General features: G+C 63.9%; 14 protein-coding genes. 7 read left to right on the forward strand and 7 right to left on the reverse strand.

Translation table 11 applies throughout. The annotated features are described in order from the left end of the window. Positions 1 to 38: 38 nt before the first annotated feature. A complete protein-coding gene (locus FPZ08_RS11465; protein ID WP_146290143.1) occupies positions 39 to 956 on the forward strand; it encodes a PRC-barrel domain-containing protein in 918 nt (305 codons plus the stop codon). 5 nt (positions 957 to 961) lie between these two features. On the opposite strand, the gene FPZ08_RS11470 is transcribed toward FPZ08_RS11465, so the two are convergent. The 3 genes from FPZ08_RS11470 to fliI form a co-directional block, all read right to left on the reverse strand. Continuing rightward, positions 962 to 3,586: a DUF2339 domain-containing protein gene (locus FPZ08_RS11470; protein ID WP_146290144.1), complete on the reverse strand. Its 2,625-nt coding sequence runs from the start codon at positions 3,584 to 3,586 to the stop codon at positions 962 to 964. A gap of 94 nt (positions 3,587 to 3,680) precedes the next feature. After that, positions 3,681 to 4,094, reverse strand: a complete 414-nt coding sequence (fliJ, locus tag FPZ08_RS11475; protein WP_146290145.1) for a flagellar export protein FliJ — start codon at positions 4,092 to 4,094, stop codon at positions 3,681 to 3,683. Positions 4,095 to 4,146: 52 nt separating this feature from the next. Further along, a complete protein-coding gene (gene fliI, locus FPZ08_RS11480; RefSeq protein WP_146290146.1) occupies positions 4,147 to 5,475 on the reverse strand; it encodes a flagellar protein export ATPase FliI in 1,329 nt (442 codons plus the stop codon). A 432-nt stretch (positions 5,476 to 5,907) separates the two neighbouring features. Here fliI and ctrA point away from each other — a divergent pair, with 432 nt between their 5' ends. The 3 genes from ctrA (at position 5,908) to FPZ08_RS11495 (ending at position 9,127) form a co-directional block, all read left to right on the forward strand. Continuing rightward, positions 5,908 to 6,615 carry a response regulator transcription factor CtrA gene (gene ctrA, locus FPZ08_RS11485; protein WP_146290147.1) on the forward strand — a complete coding sequence of 236 codons (708 nt, stop codon included), beginning with the start codon at positions 5,908 to 5,910 and terminating at the stop codon, positions 6,613 to 6,615. 332 nt (positions 6,616 to 6,947) lie between these two features. Further along, on the forward strand, positions 6,948 to 7,814 hold the full coding sequence (locus tag FPZ08_RS11490) for an alpha/beta fold hydrolase (RefSeq protein ID WP_146290148.1): 867 nt from the start codon (positions 6,948 to 6,950) through the stop codon (positions 7,812 to 7,814). 29 nt (positions 7,815 to 7,843) lie between these two features. Next, positions 7,844 to 9,127 (forward strand): RNA polymerase sigma factor, encoded by a 1,284-nt coding sequence (locus FPZ08_RS11495; protein WP_246132634.1) that lies wholly within the window; start codon positions 7,844 to 7,846, stop codon positions 9,125 to 9,127. A 55-nt stretch (positions 9,128 to 9,182) separates the two neighbouring features. On the opposite strand, the gene FPZ08_RS11500 is transcribed toward FPZ08_RS11495, so the two are convergent. The 3 genes from FPZ08_RS11500 to FPZ08_RS11510 form a co-directional block, all read right to left on the reverse strand. After that, on the reverse strand, positions 9,183 to 9,554 hold the full coding sequence (locus FPZ08_RS11500) for a response regulator (RefSeq protein ID WP_146290149.1): 372 nt from the start codon (positions 9,552 to 9,554) through the stop codon (positions 9,183 to 9,185). A 103-nt stretch (positions 9,555 to 9,657) separates the two neighbouring features. Beyond that, positions 9,658 to 10,326 (reverse strand): histidine phosphotransferase ChpT, encoded by a 669-nt coding sequence (gene chpT / locus FPZ08_RS11505; RefSeq protein WP_146290150.1) that lies wholly within the window; start codon positions 10,324 to 10,326, stop codon positions 9,658 to 9,660. Positions 10,327 to 10,399: 73 nt separating this feature from the next. Next, on the reverse strand, positions 10,400 to 11,266 hold the full coding sequence (locus FPZ08_RS11510; RefSeq protein ID WP_146290151.1) for a sigma-70 family RNA polymerase sigma factor: 867 nt from the start codon (positions 11,264 to 11,266) through the stop codon (positions 10,400 to 10,402). 106 nt (positions 11,267 to 11,372) lie between these two features. Between FPZ08_RS11510 and FPZ08_RS11515 the strand changes: the two genes are divergently transcribed. Continuing rightward, the gene (locus FPZ08_RS11515; protein ID WP_146290152.1) at positions 11,373 to 11,852 is read left to right on the forward strand and encodes a carboxymuconolactone decarboxylase family protein; all 480 of its coding nucleotides are present in this window, start codon (positions 11,373 to 11,375) and stop codon (positions 11,850 to 11,852) included. A 186-nt stretch (positions 11,853 to 12,038) separates the two neighbouring features. On the opposite strand, the gene FPZ08_RS11520 is transcribed toward FPZ08_RS11515, so the two are convergent. Continuing rightward, entirely contained in the window at positions 12,039 to 12,506 is a 468-nt protein-coding gene (locus FPZ08_RS11520) for a YHS domain-containing (seleno)protein (protein WP_146290153.1), read from the reverse strand. Between the two features lie 140 nt (positions 12,507 to 12,646). On the opposite strand from FPZ08_RS11520, the gene FPZ08_RS11525 reads away from it, so the two are divergent. After that, positions 12,647 to 13,216 carry a DUF1134 domain-containing protein gene (locus tag FPZ08_RS11525; RefSeq protein WP_146290154.1) on the forward strand — a complete coding sequence of 190 codons (570 nt, stop codon included), beginning with the start codon at positions 12,647 to 12,649 and terminating at the stop codon, positions 13,214 to 13,216. Positions 13,217 to 13,499: 283 nt separating this feature from the next. Next, complete coding sequence (locus tag FPZ08_RS11530) at positions 13,500 to 14,678, forward strand: coiled-coil domain-containing protein (protein ID WP_146290155.1); 1,179 nt, start codon at positions 13,500 to 13,502, stop codon at positions 14,676 to 14,678. Positions 14,679 to 14,700 lie beyond the last annotated feature (22 nt).

The raw sequence follows: 14,700 nt of genomic DNA on the forward strand, positions 1-14,700 counted from the left end.
GGCCTGTGGGCCGGCCCTTTGCGTCACAGGAGATCGCTATGCTGCGTCCGTTTCTCACCGCCTCGACCCTCGCCTTGCTGCTTTCGGCGCCGGCGCTGGGGCAAGTGCCAGCCCCGACCACCGAGCTCGAACAGAGTGGCTTGACGCCTCCCACGCTGCTCTCGGAAGGCTATACGACGGGCGGCGAGGACGTGCTGGTGACCACCTTGCTGGGTGAAACCGTCTATGCCGCGGTGGAAGACCCGGCCGAAGAGATCGGCACCATTACCGACATGGTCGTCACCTCGGGGCTGGGCATTTCCGCCGTGGTCATCAGTGTCGGCGGTTTCCTGGGTATTGGCGAAAAGGAAGTGGCGGTCGATTTCGCCCAGCTCGAATGGGCTACCCGCCAGGACGGCTCGCGCCGCTGGGTGCTGGCCACCACCGCCGAAGCCCTGTCTGCCGCGCCGGCCTTCATCTGGTCCGACAGCGAGGAGGCAACCGGCCAACCGGCGCTGACCCCGCAGCAGGAGGAGGACCAACTGGTCGATGGCGACCCCAACGACACCACTATCGATCCTGCTCTCACCACCGACCAGCCCGAGCGGCAGACCATCACCACGCCGCTGGATCGGGAGGGCCTGAGCCCGTTCGACGAGACGGGGCTGACCGCGGACGAGCTGCGCGGCATCGCCGTCTATGGCATCAATGACGAGCAGATCGGCGCCATCAGCGACGTCCTCATCGACCCCGATGGCGGCTTTGACGCCGTTATCGTCGATGTCGGCGGCTTCCTGGGCCTGGGCGCAAGGCCGGTCGCCGTTGCCTCGGACAATCTGGTGTTCTCCGCCGATACCTTCGGCAATCGCTACCTGTTCCTCAACACCACGCGCGAGCAGCTCGAGGCGCAGCCGGCCTATGACCCGGCCACCTATGCCGACGAGCGGGCAAGCCAGCGAACCATTATCACGCCGTAACCCTGTTAAGGGGCGGCTGGCGCCTCGTCTTCGGCTGGCTTGCTCCGGCTGCCGAAGACATGTCGGCCATAAAACCAGCTGGTCGCCAGCAGGGCCAGCCCCATGCCCACGAAGGACGCGACGCGCCAGAGTCCTTCCAGCCCGCCGATATCGAACAGGAAGACCTTGGCCACCGTCGCCAGCATGATCGCGAGCGAACCATAGCGCAGCGGCTGGCTGTCGAGGCGCGTGCCGATCAGCAAAGCCGCAAAAGCCAGCAGCAGCATGCCTGCCGAATAGGTGTAGCGTTCGATGGCGCCGCTATCGCCCTGCAGCATGTCCGGATGAAACAGGTGGCGGATATCGACCAGGATGCCGGTCAGCACCAGCACACCGCCGGCAATGGCGAACAGCCATCGCATCCATTGCGCCGTCCCCTCGACACCGCGCATCACCCAGGCCAGCGCCAGCGCAAGCAGCCCCGGCAGCACAATCCCGGTCAGCGATACGTTGAGCAGGGGCAGGCCCGGGACATGCCATCTTGGCCAGAAACCATAAACCGGCAGAACCACAGCCAGGCCGATTATGGCCAGCATGACCAGCGACACCACCAGCCCCGCCTCCCGCAAGCCCTGCCGCGCCAGCCACGTTCCCGCGGCGACGGCGGCGAGGCTCAGCAGCAGGATCGCATTGCCCCAGAGCGAGCTCCAGATCAGCGTATCCGGGGGAATGATCTGGCCGGGCTCGGGCAGGATCAGATAGGTCAGGCCGAATGCGCCCAATGCCACGGCCGCATTGTCCAGAACCCTGACCAGCCAGGCGGGCGTGCCGCGCAGAATGGTGGCCGCCAGCAGGAAGGCCAGCGCGGGCAGCAGCAGCGCCACGACAGGCGCATCCCATGGCGGGCTGCCGGGAACATAATCGGCAATTTCACGCAGGCTTCCCGGCTCGGCCCAGGCGAGTATCGAAAGCGCCAGCAGCCCGAAATAGACCCCGATATAGAGCCCGGCGACGAGCGGCAGATGCTGCAGGGGATAGCGCCGTTGCACCAGGGCCAGACCCAGCACCTGCAAGGCGGCCGCCAGGGCGAAATAGTTGGGATCGACCACCGCAACGATCGCCAGTGACACATAGCCCGAGGCCGATGCGCTGAATATCCCGCGCACGCCATCGGCGGCTTCCGGCGCGACGGCACGACCGAGGAACAGCGCGCCGGCAACGGCTGCCGCCGCAAACAGCAGGGCCAGGGCGGCCCACATAGTGGGCAGGTCGCGCACCCCGATCCAGCCGTCGAGATCCACCATGGTCGACACGAAGCTCAGCGTGACCGCTACGCAGAGCACGCTCGCCGCCCGCAGTGCAGGCCTGCCGCGCAGCATGCCCACGACCAGCGGCACGGCGATGGCAGCGAGCATGACGAGGCCGACAACGAGCCGTGCCGGCCCGTCCGGTTCGCGCCAACTGGCCATCATCAGCAGCCAGCCGGCCACCGCGATATAGGTGGGGGTGAGCGTTCCGGATCGGCCGAACACGGTCATGAGCGCCGTGCCGAGGCCAAGCGCGCAGACACCGACCAGATAGAGCGGGCTGAAATCCGTCCAGCTTGCCCCCGCCAAGACAAGGAACATGGCCAGCGCCGTCGACAACTCCGTCGGCCCCCAGCCCCGCGCGGTTGTTTCCGGCCCCCGTTCGACCAGCAGGAACAGCACCAGCGGCGAGACAACCAGCGCCACCAGGGTCGATAGTTCGGGCGCGTCGGGCGGCGCACCGATATAGAGGAATGCCGCCAGCCAGGCGAAATGCAGCAGGACGACCGGCGTCAACAGCGACCACCATCCCAGCCGGATGCAGGTTGCAGCGCCCGCGATCAGCAGCGCGGCCAGATAGAGATGGAATACCAGCGCCTGGGGCGCATCGGCCAACAGGAAGAACGGCGCCAGATAGCCGCCCAGCAGGCCAACGATCAGCACGGGCCGGCCGAAGATGAAGGCAATCGCGAGCGCCAGGGCGGCCGTTCCGGCCGAAAGCAGGAACCCGGTCAATAGCGAGGTCAGGCCGAAAGCGGCACTGGACAGGAAGGCTGTTGCGTAAAGCGTGCCGATGGCGGCCGAAGCCAGGGCCGCCGAAATCTGCTGGTAATTGGTAATCTGCAGCCGCCGCACGACAAAGGCGCCCGCCAACGCCAGCAAAGCACCAATGGCGCAGACGATCACCCCGAGCGTGGGCGTGAAGAAGCCGTTGTCGGCCGCCATGCGCGCCAGAAAGAAGCCGGCGATCAGCAGCATGATCGCCCCGCCCCAGACCGGCGGCTGCACGCCCATGACGCGTTCCATGTCGAAAACACGGGCCTTGCGGCTGCGCGGCTCAGGCTCCGGCGGCGCGCTCTGGCGTACCCAGCCCTCGTCCAGCGTCGAGGCGGCAACTAGGTCTTCGACGGGCTCATCGACATCAGGCGTCGGCTGGGCAGCGACCGGATCGGTGGCGGCAGGCGCCGCCGGCGCGGGTTCGGCGGCATGCTCCCGCACAGCCGTGCCCGGTGGTACGCCCCGCTCCAGCGACTGGATGCGGTGGGCGAGCTTGTCGATCTGCTTCTGCTTGCCATGGGCGATGAACAGCGCCACCGCCGCCAGGACAAAGGCGATTACCTCCACGCGTCAAAGCTCCTTGTTGAAGAGAGCCGGCCGTGGCCCGCAAAACCGATCGATCCGGTCGCCATGAGCGACCGGCATGTTGCCGTCGGGAATCCTATTGCCGCGAAAAGCGCAGTCGGCCGATCTCGTCATATTCGGCCTGCTCGACCTTGAGCTGTTCCTGCGCCTCGCGCTGATGCTCGCGCTGATCCAGCAATTCGACCTTCTTGAGGTCTTCGAGCGCCTCGGCCAGGCCATCCTGGGCCACTTCGAGCTTGCTCTTCATGTCATTGGCGGAATTGAGCAGGTTGTCGCGCCTTGTCAGCGCGGCCTTGGCAAAGGTCGAATAGGCGAAATGCGCCACATCGGAAATGCCGGTCTTGGTGTGCTCGATTTCGATCTGCTGGTCGAGTTCGGACGCCATGCGCTCGAAATCGGCAACCATCATCTCGATCTGCGCAACCTGACGGCGCTTCTCGTCCACCTGGAACTTTTTGAGCCGAATGAGGCTCTCGCTGCGCGATTTCAAGACCTGTACTCCTTACACATCAAGTCAGTTCCGGGACCAATACGCGGCCCCATCAGTCTGCCGCACCCGCCTCGGCCACGATCGCTTCGAGCATCTGATAGCCCTCGGCGATACCGGTCGTTTCTTCCCGCTCCTGCCCGAGAAAAGCCTCGAGCGCAGGATAGATGGCGATCGCGCGGTCCACTTTCGGATCTGACCCTTTCCGGTAAGCCCCAAGCCGGATCAGTTCCTCCATGTCCGAATAGATGGACATGAGCTCTCGCGCCTTGACCAGGACCGGCCGGAAATCGACCGGAACACACCCTGGCATGGTGCGCGAAATGGACCGGAGCACGTTGACCGCCGGGTAACGCCCCCGCTCGGCAATTCCGCGCTCCATTACGATGTGCCCATCAAGAATGCCGCGTACGGCATCCGCAATGGGCTCATTGTGATCATCACCTTCCACCAAAACGGTAAATAGACCGGTAATAGAACCTGTCGTCGGCGTTCCCGGCCCCGCGCGTTCCAGCAGGCGCGGCAGCTCGGTGAAGACGGTGGGCGGATACCCCTTGGCGGTTGGCGGTTCGCCAATGGCCAGCCCAATCTCGCGCTGCGCCATGGCAAAGCGGGTCAGACTGTCCATCATGCACAGCACGCGCTTGCCCTGGTCGCGGAAATATTCCGATAAAGCCAGGCTCATATAGGCCGCCTGCCGCCGCATCAGCGCCGCCTCGTCCGATGTGGCCACCACGACCACGGCGTGCTTGAGGCCTTCCTCGCCCAGATATTCCTGGATGAATTCATGCACCTCGCGGCCGCGCTCGCCGATGAGCCCGATGACGGCGACATCCACATTGGTATTGCGCGCCAGCATACTCATGAGCACCGACTTGCCGACGCCCGAGCCGGCAAAGATGCCCAGCCGCTGCCCCTCGCAGACCGTGGTGAAGGTATTGAGACAGCGCACGCCCAGGTCGAGCGGATCGCCGACCCGCACCCGGTCATGCGCCAGGAGCGGATTCTGTCGCAATGGATAGGGCGTGGCGCCGCGCGGCAATGGTCCCTTGCCGTCGATCGGCTCGCCATTGGCATTGATGACGCGGCCCAGCCAGCCTTCGGAGGGAAAGGCCGCGCCGTCATGACGCTGGAACACCGCCTTGCAGCCCAGCCGCACGCCGGACAGTTGCCCGAACGGCAGGCACAGGGCATGGCCATCCCTAAAGCCGATGATTTCGGCGGCCAGCAGGTCTTCGTTGACCGTCTCGATCTGGACCCGGCCGCCGACGCGCAATTCCCGCACTGGCCCGACGATCTCGACCAACAGGCCCTGCACCGACTTGACGCGGCCGAACACCTCGATGTCGTCGATCGCCTCGATAGCCGATATCAGCGCTTTCATCGCCAGCTTATCCCCGTTGGCGGGACCACAATTATGGTTTCCACGTCTGTCGAATCGCGTCGGACCACGAATCACACAGTAACCGATCGTTAAGCAAAAGGCGCTATTTGAGGGGTTGGCCCGGTCTGTCCGCAGCATTGCGTTGACTTCCCGCCAAACCCCTTACATAGCCGCGATTGCTTGAGTCGAAAGAGTCGGTTGAAACGGCTTCTTAAACCATTTTCTTAAGAAAAATTGATAAGATTAACCTTTAAATTTCAAAGACTTAGACTAAATTCATCCTAACGCCGTTTGCGTATTGCCGAACCGAATTAAACTTTGTTAACTATTTGGGCTTAGGGTTCAGTCATATCCAGTAGGGTTGGAGTGAGGCAGCGTCTTGGTCGCTCAGCCACACGGGTTCCAGCAGGAACGAATGGCAAGGGGAATATAATGCGGGTACTCCTTATTGAGGACGACAGCGCGACAGCGCAGAGCATCGAACTGATGCTCAAGTCCGAAAGTTTCAACGTCTACACCACCGATCTCGGTGAAGAAGGCGTCGATCTCGGCAAACTCTACGATTACGACATCATCCTTCTCGACCTGAACCTGCCCGACATGAGCGGCTATGAGGTGCTCCGCACCCTGCGCGTCGCCAAGGTTCAGACACCGATTCTCATTCTATCCGGTCTTGCCGGCATCGAGGATAAGGTTCGTGGCCTCGGCTTCGGCGCCGACGACTACATGACCAAGCCGTTCCACAAGGACGAACTCGTGGCCCGCATCCACGCCATCGTCCGGCGCTCCAAGGGCCATGCCCAGTCGGTCATCTCGACGGGCGACCTGACGGTCAACCTGGATACCAAGACGGTCGAAGTGCAGACCCAGCGGGTGCACCTCACCGGCAAGGAATACCAGATGCTCGAGCTGCTCTCCCTCCGCAAGGGAACCACGCTCACCAAGGAAATGTTCCTCAACCACCTTTATGGCGGCATGGACGAACCCGAGCTCAAGATCATCGACGTGTTCATCTGCAAGCTCCGCAAGAAGCTCAGCGTGGCCACCGGTGGCAAGAATTACATCGAGACCGTCTGGGGTCGCGGCTATGTGCTGCGCGAGCCCGACGAGAGCGAAGTCTACAACGAAAACGTCGCCTGATCCGTCAGGCTCCACCGTCACAAGACCCCGCGACATCGTCGCGGGGTTTTTTGTTTTTGGTCATCCCACCCACCCGCCAGCCGTCACCCCACCCTCATTCCCTCCCCATCAAGGGGAGGGAAGCCCGTTCCGTGGCCACGGACCTATCGAGCGAAAACCCGGAATGATGTCATGCGCCTCCCTCCCCCTTGTGGGGAGGGAATGAGGGTGGGGGAAGCCACAAGCGCGAACGCACGAAAAATCCTTCATCCGATTTGTCGAAGCCGACCCACATCACTCGTCGTCAGGTCAGAAGCGCAGTTGGATGCTGCGTCCCACCGAGGAGACGACCCATGTTCCGCACCGCAATCATTGCTGGAGCCCTGCTTATGACCACCACCGCATTCGCCCAATCCGAGCCTGTCGGCACCACTGTCGAAATCAACGGCATGCAGATGTATTACGAAGTCAGCGGCGAAGGCGATCCGCTGGTCGTGCTGCACGGCGCCTATATGAACATCCCGTCCATGGGCGAGATCGTTACGAGGCTCGCCGAGACGCACACGGTCTATGCAATTGAATTCCAGGGCCATGGCCGCACCACCGATATCGATCGCCCCATCACCTATCCGAACCTGGCCGGCGATGTCGCCGCCTTCATGGATGAAGTGGGCCTCGAAAAGGCCGACGTGTTCGGCTATTCCATGGGCGCCGCCACGGGCCTGCGGCTGGCCATCGACCATCCCGAAAAGGTCGACCAGCTTGTCGCGGCCTCGGTCGCCTATGATGCCACGGGCTGGCAGCAGGCCTTCCAGGACTTCATCCCGCAAATGGTGCCGGAAATGTTCGTCGGCACCCCGATGGAAGACGAATGGAAGAAGCTGGCCGCCAATCCCGACGGCTTCCCGGCCCTGGTGGACAAGCTCATCGCGCTCGAAAAAGAGCCGATGGCATGGGAAGACGAGGTCAAGGCGCTCAAGACGCCGATACTGATCATTGCCGGCGATGCCGACGTGTCGACACTGGAGCACAATCTGGCGCTGTTCCGCCTGCTGGGTGGCGGTGTGATGGGCGACATGGGCGTGCCCCTGCCCGCCTCGCGCTTCGCTGTGCTGCCCGCGACGTCGCACACCGCCGTCATCGGCCAGACCGACCTGCTCTATGGCTTTATCGAGCCCTTCCTGCAGGGCGAGACGCCGGTCGGCTTCATGGGCGAATAGCTGCACGAAGCGGTTGCGGGGGACGGAGGATGCTGGTTTCATCCCCCGCCATGACCAGCGAATCCGAAACCCACCGTGCGATAAGCACTGTCTGGAAAATCGAGCAGCCCCGCCTGATAGCGGGGCTGACGCGCATGGTCCGCGACATCTCGCTGGCGGAGGAACTGGCGCAGGACGCGCTGATCATCGCGCTCAAGACCTGGCCGGAATCCGGCGTGCCCCGCAATCCGGGCGCCTGGCTGATGCAGACTGCCAAGCGCCGCGCCATCGACTATTTCCGCCACCGCAAGATGGCCGCCACCAAGCTGGAAGAGGTCGGCCGCACCATCGAGGACGAGGCGCCCGACCACGAGGCCGAAATCGTCGAGGCGATGGATGACGATGTCGGCGACGACCTGCTCCGGCTGATCTTCACGTCCTGCCACCCCATATTGCCGGCCGAATCCCGCGTGGCGCTGACCTTGCGCCTGCTGGGCGGCCTCACCACCGAGGAAATCGCCCGCGCTTTCCTCGCCGCCGAGCCGACCATCGGCCAGCGTATCGTGCGGGCCAAGAAGGCTATTGCCGATGCCGGCATTCCCTTTGAAGTGCCGCGTGGCGAGGAACGCCAGGAGCGGCTGAGCTCGGTGCTGGGCGTGCTCTACCTCATCTTCAACGAAGGCTATTCGGCCACCGCCGGGGACGACCTGATCCGCCCACAGCTCTGCGAGGAAGCCATGCGGCTCGGCCGTATCCTGGCGCGGCTGTCGCCTGACGATTCCGAGGTCCATGCCCTTGTGGCGCTGATGGAAATCCAGGCCTCGCGCACCAATGCCCGCACCAACAAGCAGGGCGAGCCGGTACTGCTGCTCGACCAGGATCGCTCGCGCTGGGACCAGTTGCTGATCCGCCGCGGACTGGCGGCGCTCGACCGCGCCATCGCCCTGGGCGGGGCGGATGCGCCCTATGCCCTGCAGGCCGCCATCGCCGCCTGCCATGCCCGCGCCCGCAAAGGCGCCGATACGGATTGGTCAAGGATTTCAGCGCTTTACGCTGCACTGGCCGAGGTATCGCCGTCGCCGGTGGTCGAGCTCAACCGGGCCGTGGCGGTGTCGATGGCCGATGGGCCGGCGGCAGCCCTGGTGCTGATCGACGCCATCAAGGACAATCCGGCGCTGAAGAATTACCACCTGCTCTATGGCGTGCGCGGCGACATGCTCAGCAAGCTGGGCCGGCACACCGAAGCCATGCTCGAATTCCGCCGCGCGGCCGAGCTGACCCGCAATGAACGGGAAAAGGCCTATCTGCTTGGAAGAGCCGAGCAGTCCATCTGACGGCAAAAAGCAAGAAAACCGCAGGCATTCTTGCGGCAAATCACCTGCAGGCTGGCTACGCCGCCAGTGGTGCGCCGGGATCGAACTTGGCTTCGAGAATGGCGCGGTCGAAGGGCTTCATCATGTAGTCATTGGCCCCGGCCTTGAGCGCCAGCGCGATGGCGCCGATGTCGTTTTCGACCGTGCAATAGACCACATGCGGCTTCTCGCCACCGACGTAAGCCCTTAGCAGCTTTAGGAATTCCAGCCCGCTCATGATCGGCATGTTCCAGTCGAGCAGGATCGCGTCCGGCATTTCCTGGCGGCATTTATCGAAGGCATCCTGCCCGTCTTCGGCTTCCTCGACGATATAGTCCATGTCTTCGAGAATGCGGCGCGCGACTTTGCGCACCACGCTCGAATCATCGACGATCAGGCAGGATTTCATCGCCAGAAGGCTCCGCAGGGGCAAACGCTCGCCCCGATTATGCGGTCACACTTCCTAGGAATTCGTTAGCGTACTGCTAACATTGACGTGGAACACGCGTGACTCAGGCGGCTGCCGGTTTGGGCGTGGCGGTGAGGAAGAACATGTCGTTCTCGAGCCCGATATCGACCTCCATATCGGTCATGCGGGCCAGCAGGCCCGTGTAGAAGGGCTGGATGCCCCGCGCATCGACAAAGCCCTCTTCCGGCGTGCCGGCGAGCAGGCCGGCCGAGCCTGATGGCACCAGCGTCTTCTGCCGCTTTTCGGGATCGCTTTTCGAGGTGAACTCGAACTTTTCATTACCGGCGTCGCCGGTGATGGAGGCCGTCACCACCCCGCCACGCGGCACCGACATGGCCGCGATCAGCAGCAGGTTCATGAACAGCTTGGCCTTGTGCTTGGGCAGCAGGATCAGCGGCACATTCCATTCCAGGTCGGCCTTTTCGATCTCGAACAGGATGCGCGCCACGCGCTCGCATTCGCGCGTGTCGATATCGGTGCCCGAGGTCGAGGAGGCGCCATAGGCCAGGCGCGCGAATTCGAGCTTGGCACGGCTCTGGCGGGCAGCGCTGGCGATGAGGTCGCGCGCGCCTTCGGCCATCTCGGTCTGGTTGGGATCAGCAAGCACTTCGAGCCCGTTGCCGATCGCGCCGATCGGATTGATCAGGTCATGGCAGACCCTGGAGCACAGCATGGCCGCCAGGTCCGTTGCCTTGAGCTCAATGATGTCCATCCCGGGTCTCCGTAAGAATCAGTTTTGCCGACATTAGAGGGTGATCGGTAAAAATGGACAGATGATTTACGCCTCAATCGAGAACGGTCAGATCGAGCCCGGCAAGGCGCCCCGCATCGGCGACGACATCGATTTCCACGATCCTGTCGCCCGCGACCCTGAAAATGAGCACGGTCGGGCGGCCCTGCGGTGCAGCCACGATGCCGATGGCGCCATTGACCACGACAAGCTGCGCCACATGGCCCCTCGCACCGGCCAGGGCCCGACCCGAAACCACCCCGGCACCCCGCACCTCCAGCGGCTTTCCCCTGGCCGCGCCGGGATCGGCCCGCAGCACGACGTCGGGATCGAGCACCGCCAGCAGCGCCTGCATGTCGCCGCTGCGCGAGGCGGCGAGATAGGCATCGACCACGCGGCGCTGGCTGGCCAGATCGACATCGAGCTTTGGCGGCCCCTGCACGCGGCGCCGGGCCCGGCTGGCCAGTTGCCGCGCCGCAGCCGACGAGCGCCCGACAATGGGGGCGATTTCGTCGAAAGGCAGGTCGAACATGTCATGCAGGACGAAGGCGACCCGTTCGGCCGGGTCGAGCATCTGCAGCACGACGAGCAGGGCCACCCCGACGGCGTCGCCCAATAGCAGGTCCTGTTCGGGGTCGGCTCCCGCGGCGTCGATGGAGGGCTCGGGGACACCGGGCTCCAGCGGGTCCTCGCGCCGCGACTTGCGCGAGCGCAGCATGTCGAGGCTGACCCGGGCCACGACAGTGGTCAGCCAGCCGCCGAGATTGTCGATGCCATCGGCACCGCTGCGGCTGAGCTTCAGCCAGGCTTCCTGCACTGCATCGTCGGCCTCGGCGCGCGAGCCGAGCATTCTATAGGCGACACGCTGCAAATGCGGCCGGCTGGCCTCGAACCGCCCGGCCAGGAAACTTTCTTCGTCCATCGGTCACATTCCTTCGTCGCGTTCCGTCACACCACTGACGGATGCAACCGGGCCGATGTGACAACGGCCGGGCACGAGCCGTCGATAACCGACGAAGGACAATAAAATGCAAGCCCGAATGAAACACCCCGTTTTTGTAATTCCCGAAGCGCTGCAGGCCCTGCAGACGCTTGGCCGGACCACGGCGGCAGCGGGACCGAGCGCCCAATTGCTGGAACTGGTCAACCTGCGCGCCAGCCAGATCAATGGCTGCAGCATCTGCGTGCAGATGCATAGTGCAGCGCTGCGGCAGCATGGGGAAACCGACGAGCGGATATTTGCCGTCGGTGCCTGGCGCGAAACGCCGTTCTTCACCCCGGCCGAACGCGCCGCCCTGGCTTTGGCCGAAGCCGGCACCAGGATTGCCGATCACCCCGAAGTGGTGACCGACGAAATCTGGGAGGAGGCGGCTCGGCACTATGACGAGGCCGAACTTGCGGCACTGGTGCTGGGCATTGCCGGCATCAACCTGTGGAACCGGGTCAACGGCATGACAAGGCAGCCGGTGCAGGAGTCGCGGCCGGTGGTCGAGGCGAAGTCGGCTTGAGGCGAGGCGTCTCCTCGGTTCTTTCTTCCTTCTCCCCTTGAGGGAGAAGGTGCCCGAAGGGCGGATGAGGGGTTGGTTCCGCCAGCAATGAAGCATGGGCGAGCGCAGGACCCCTCACCCGGAAATCCGCTGAACGCGGATTTCCACCCTCTCCCTCAAGGGGAGAGGGAAAGGGGGGGCACAGCCCTACCGGATCGACAGGTCCTTGGACAATTCCACCCAGTTGGCTTCGGCGGCGATGGCGGCGGCGTCCGGGGCCAGCAGGAAGGCTTCGCGGTTGGCGGCGGAATAGAAGAGATAGAGCCGCTGCTTGAAGACGGTGTAGATGGCCGGATTGCTGTCCGACACATAGCCGCGGGCCACGCCCATGGCGCCGTGCCCGCCGAATTGCGGGGCATAAATCTCGGGCGAGCCCTTGAAGATATCGCGATTGGCGGCACTGGCGAAATGCCAGGGCACGTTCTGCCAGATATATTCGAAATCCCCCCTGCCCTGCTGCGGATCGGGCTCGGTGAAATAGCTGACCGGGTCCATGCCATAGATGCCGATGCCAGTCAGCGGATCGGTGACATACAGCGTCACCACCGACTGCGCCTGTACCGGCGCGACGGCCAGCCAGGCCATGCCGGATAACGGCAAAACAAAGGCAAGCATGGTTAAGATTTGTTTAGAGGTTTGCTTCATCATCGACCCAAATGATCGGCGTGCCGGCGACCCAGTCTGTCGTGCAAAACTACGGTTCAAGCCTTAACGACTCCGTAACCGCCGGCCTCTGCCTCGCCCGGGAGATTTTGATGTTCAAGCGCCTCGCCCTCCTCATCGCCCTCGTTTCTGCCCTGGCAGTGCCGGTGCCATCAGCCTTCGCCCAGGGTTCGCTCAGCGATACCTATGAAGGCGCCGACCTCATCGACAGCGGCAAGGCCTTTTTCGGTTCGGCAAGCCAGGGGCTGGCCTCGCTGGTCGAGCAGGCGGTGAGCCAGTTCGGGCTGCCCAATGGCTATATTCTGGGCGAGGATGCCGGTGGCGCCCTGTTTGCCGGCGCCCGCTATGGCGAGGGCGTGCTCTATACCCGCAATGCCGGCGAATACAACGTCTACTGGCAGGGCCCCTCGGTGGGGTTCGACGTGGGCGGCGACGGCTCCAAGGTCATGATGCTGGTCTACAATCTCAACCAGATCCAGGACGTGCTGGGCCGCTTTGTCGGCGTGGATGGCTCGGCCTATATCGTCGGCGGCTTCGGCATGACCGTCATCAAGCGCTCCAATATCGTCATGGTCCCCATCCGCTCCGGCGTGGGCGCGCGCCTGGGCGTCAATATCGGCTACCTCAAATTCACCAACGAGCCGACCTGGAACCCGTTCTGATAACGGCTTAGCGCTGGAAGCAGCCCTCATGGTGAGCTTGTCGAACCACTGACGCGTGGCACGACAGGCGCCACTCGCTCGACCTCGTGGTTCGACAAGCTCACCATGAGGTCTCATCGGGTCGCGGTTCTCCCGATCACACTTGCGATCAACGCCTGTGCTGCCGGTGACTGATGGCGTCAAACCCGTTAGGGTTAATGTCCGGCAAATGTAGCGGCGGCGCTGCCTCTGCCGGATAAGAGATTGCCCGTATTGCGTGCCGATGCGGTCTGGAGTTTGGCCGATGGTCATCGAGAACATCATGTATTTCGCGCTGGGCCTGCTGGTGGCCGGCCTGGTGTCGCTGATCATCCTGCCCGCCGTGTGGAAACGCGCCGTGCGCCTGACCAAGCGGCGCATCGAGGCCGCCACGCCGATCACCATGGCCGAATTCCGCGCCGACAAGGATCAGTTGCGCGCCGAATTCGCCCTCTCCACCCGCCGGCTGGAGATGAATGTCGAAACGCTGCGCAAGCGGCTGGCCGAGCAACTGGGCGACGTCAACCAGAAGCGCAGCGATCTCGGCCTGCTCAAGGCCGAACGCGACCAGCACCTGCTCATCGTCAAGGAACTGGAGCAGCGCGAGGAGGAATTGCGCGCCCGCGTCGCCGAGTTGGAGCGCGACGGCACCGACCTGGCGCAGCGCCTGCGCATGCGCGACCGCGAACTGGAAACGCGCAGCGACGAACTCGGCAAGCTGCGCGACACGGTGCGGGGCGGCCTGCCGCGCGGCACCGATGCCGACGGTACGCCCCTGAGCGGGGATTATGACGAGGATGTGGACCGGCTGACCACCGCGCTCGCCATCGAACGCAAGCGCGCCAGCTTCCTCGAAGAGCAGGCGAAAAGCCTGATCACGCGGCTCGAAAGCTCGGACCGCCGCAGCGCCGAGGCCACGGCTGCCATCGCCCAGATGCGCGAGGCGCTGGCCGGCCAGGACGACAGGAAGGCGGCCGACGCGGAGAACCTCGTGGCCGCCGAGGCGCGCATTGCCAGCGCCGAAAACCGGCTCAATGCCCTCCTGGCCGAAACCAACCAGGTGGTGGAGCAATCCGAAGGCCGGGCCGAGCAATTGCTGGCCGACAAGCTGAGCCTCGAAGCCGAGGTGGAAGCCTTGCGCAAGCAGGTAAGTGGCGTCGAATCCACCATTCTCGCCGATTGGGACACCGAGCGGCTGGAAGAAGCCTTCCTGCGCGAAAAGCTCAACGACATCGCCGCCAGCGTCAGCCGGCTGGTCTATGCCGTGGACAATGAGACCCCTGTCGTTGCCAGCAATGAGGAAAGCCTGTTCGACCGTGTGCAGCGCTTTGCCGATGACGGGGAAGGCGAAGACGCCCTGCCGGTGAAGCCGGCCAGAGGCGAACGCAAGGGCGGGTCGGTGACCGACCGGATGGCGGCGCTGAGGGAAATCCAGGGGCGGTAGCGAAGCTGCGGCGGGCCTGCAA

The organism is Devosia ginsengisoli (genome assembly GCF_007859655.1).
Lineage (GTDB): Bacteria > Pseudomonadota > Alphaproteobacteria > Rhizobiales > Devosiaceae > Devosia > Devosia ginsengisoli.

What these genes read in the sequence shown, in the direction of transcription:
- FPZ08_RS11465 (WP_146290143.1), top strand. Translation starts at nt 39, where the DNA reads ATGCTGCGTCCGTTTCTCACCGCCTCGACCCTCGCCTTGCTGCTTTCG.
- fliI (WP_146290146.1), bottom strand. Translation starts at nt 5,475, where the DNA reads ATGAAAGCGCTGATATCGGCTATCGAGGCGATCGACGACATCGAGGTG.
- ctrA (WP_146290147.1), top strand. Translation starts at nt 5,908, where the DNA reads ATGCGGGTACTCCTTATTGAGGACGACAGCGCGACAGCGCAGAGCATC.
- FPZ08_RS11490 (WP_146290148.1), top strand. Translation starts at nt 6,948, where the DNA reads ATGTTCCGCACCGCAATCATTGCTGGAGCCCTGCTTATGACCACCACC.
- FPZ08_RS11495 (WP_246132634.1), top strand. Translation starts at nt 7,844, where the DNA reads ATGCTGGTTTCATCCCCCGCCATGACCAGCGAATCCGAAACCCACCGT.
- FPZ08_RS11500 (WP_146290149.1), bottom strand. Translation starts at nt 9,554, where the DNA reads ATGAAATCCTGCCTGATCGTCGATGATTCGAGCGTGGTGCGCAAAGTC.
- chpT (WP_146290150.1), bottom strand. Translation starts at nt 10,326, where the DNA reads ATGGACATCATTGAGCTCAAGGCAACGGACCTGGCGGCCATGCTGTGC.
- FPZ08_RS11510 (WP_146290151.1), bottom strand. Translation starts at nt 11,266, where the DNA reads ATGGACGAAGAAAGTTTCCTGGCCGGGCGGTTCGAGGCCAGCCGGCCG.
- FPZ08_RS11515 (WP_146290152.1), top strand. Translation starts at nt 11,373, where the DNA reads ATGCAAGCCCGAATGAAACACCCCGTTTTTGTAATTCCCGAAGCGCTG.
- FPZ08_RS11520 (WP_146290153.1), bottom strand. Translation starts at nt 12,506, where the DNA reads ATGCTTGCCTTTGTTTTGCCGTTATCCGGCATGGCCTGGCTGGCCGTC.
- FPZ08_RS11525 (WP_146290154.1), top strand. Translation starts at nt 12,647, where the DNA reads ATGTTCAAGCGCCTCGCCCTCCTCATCGCCCTCGTTTCTGCCCTGGCA.
- FPZ08_RS11530 (WP_146290155.1), top strand. Translation starts at nt 13,500, where the DNA reads ATGGTCATCGAGAACATCATGTATTTCGCGCTGGGCCTGCTGGTGGCC.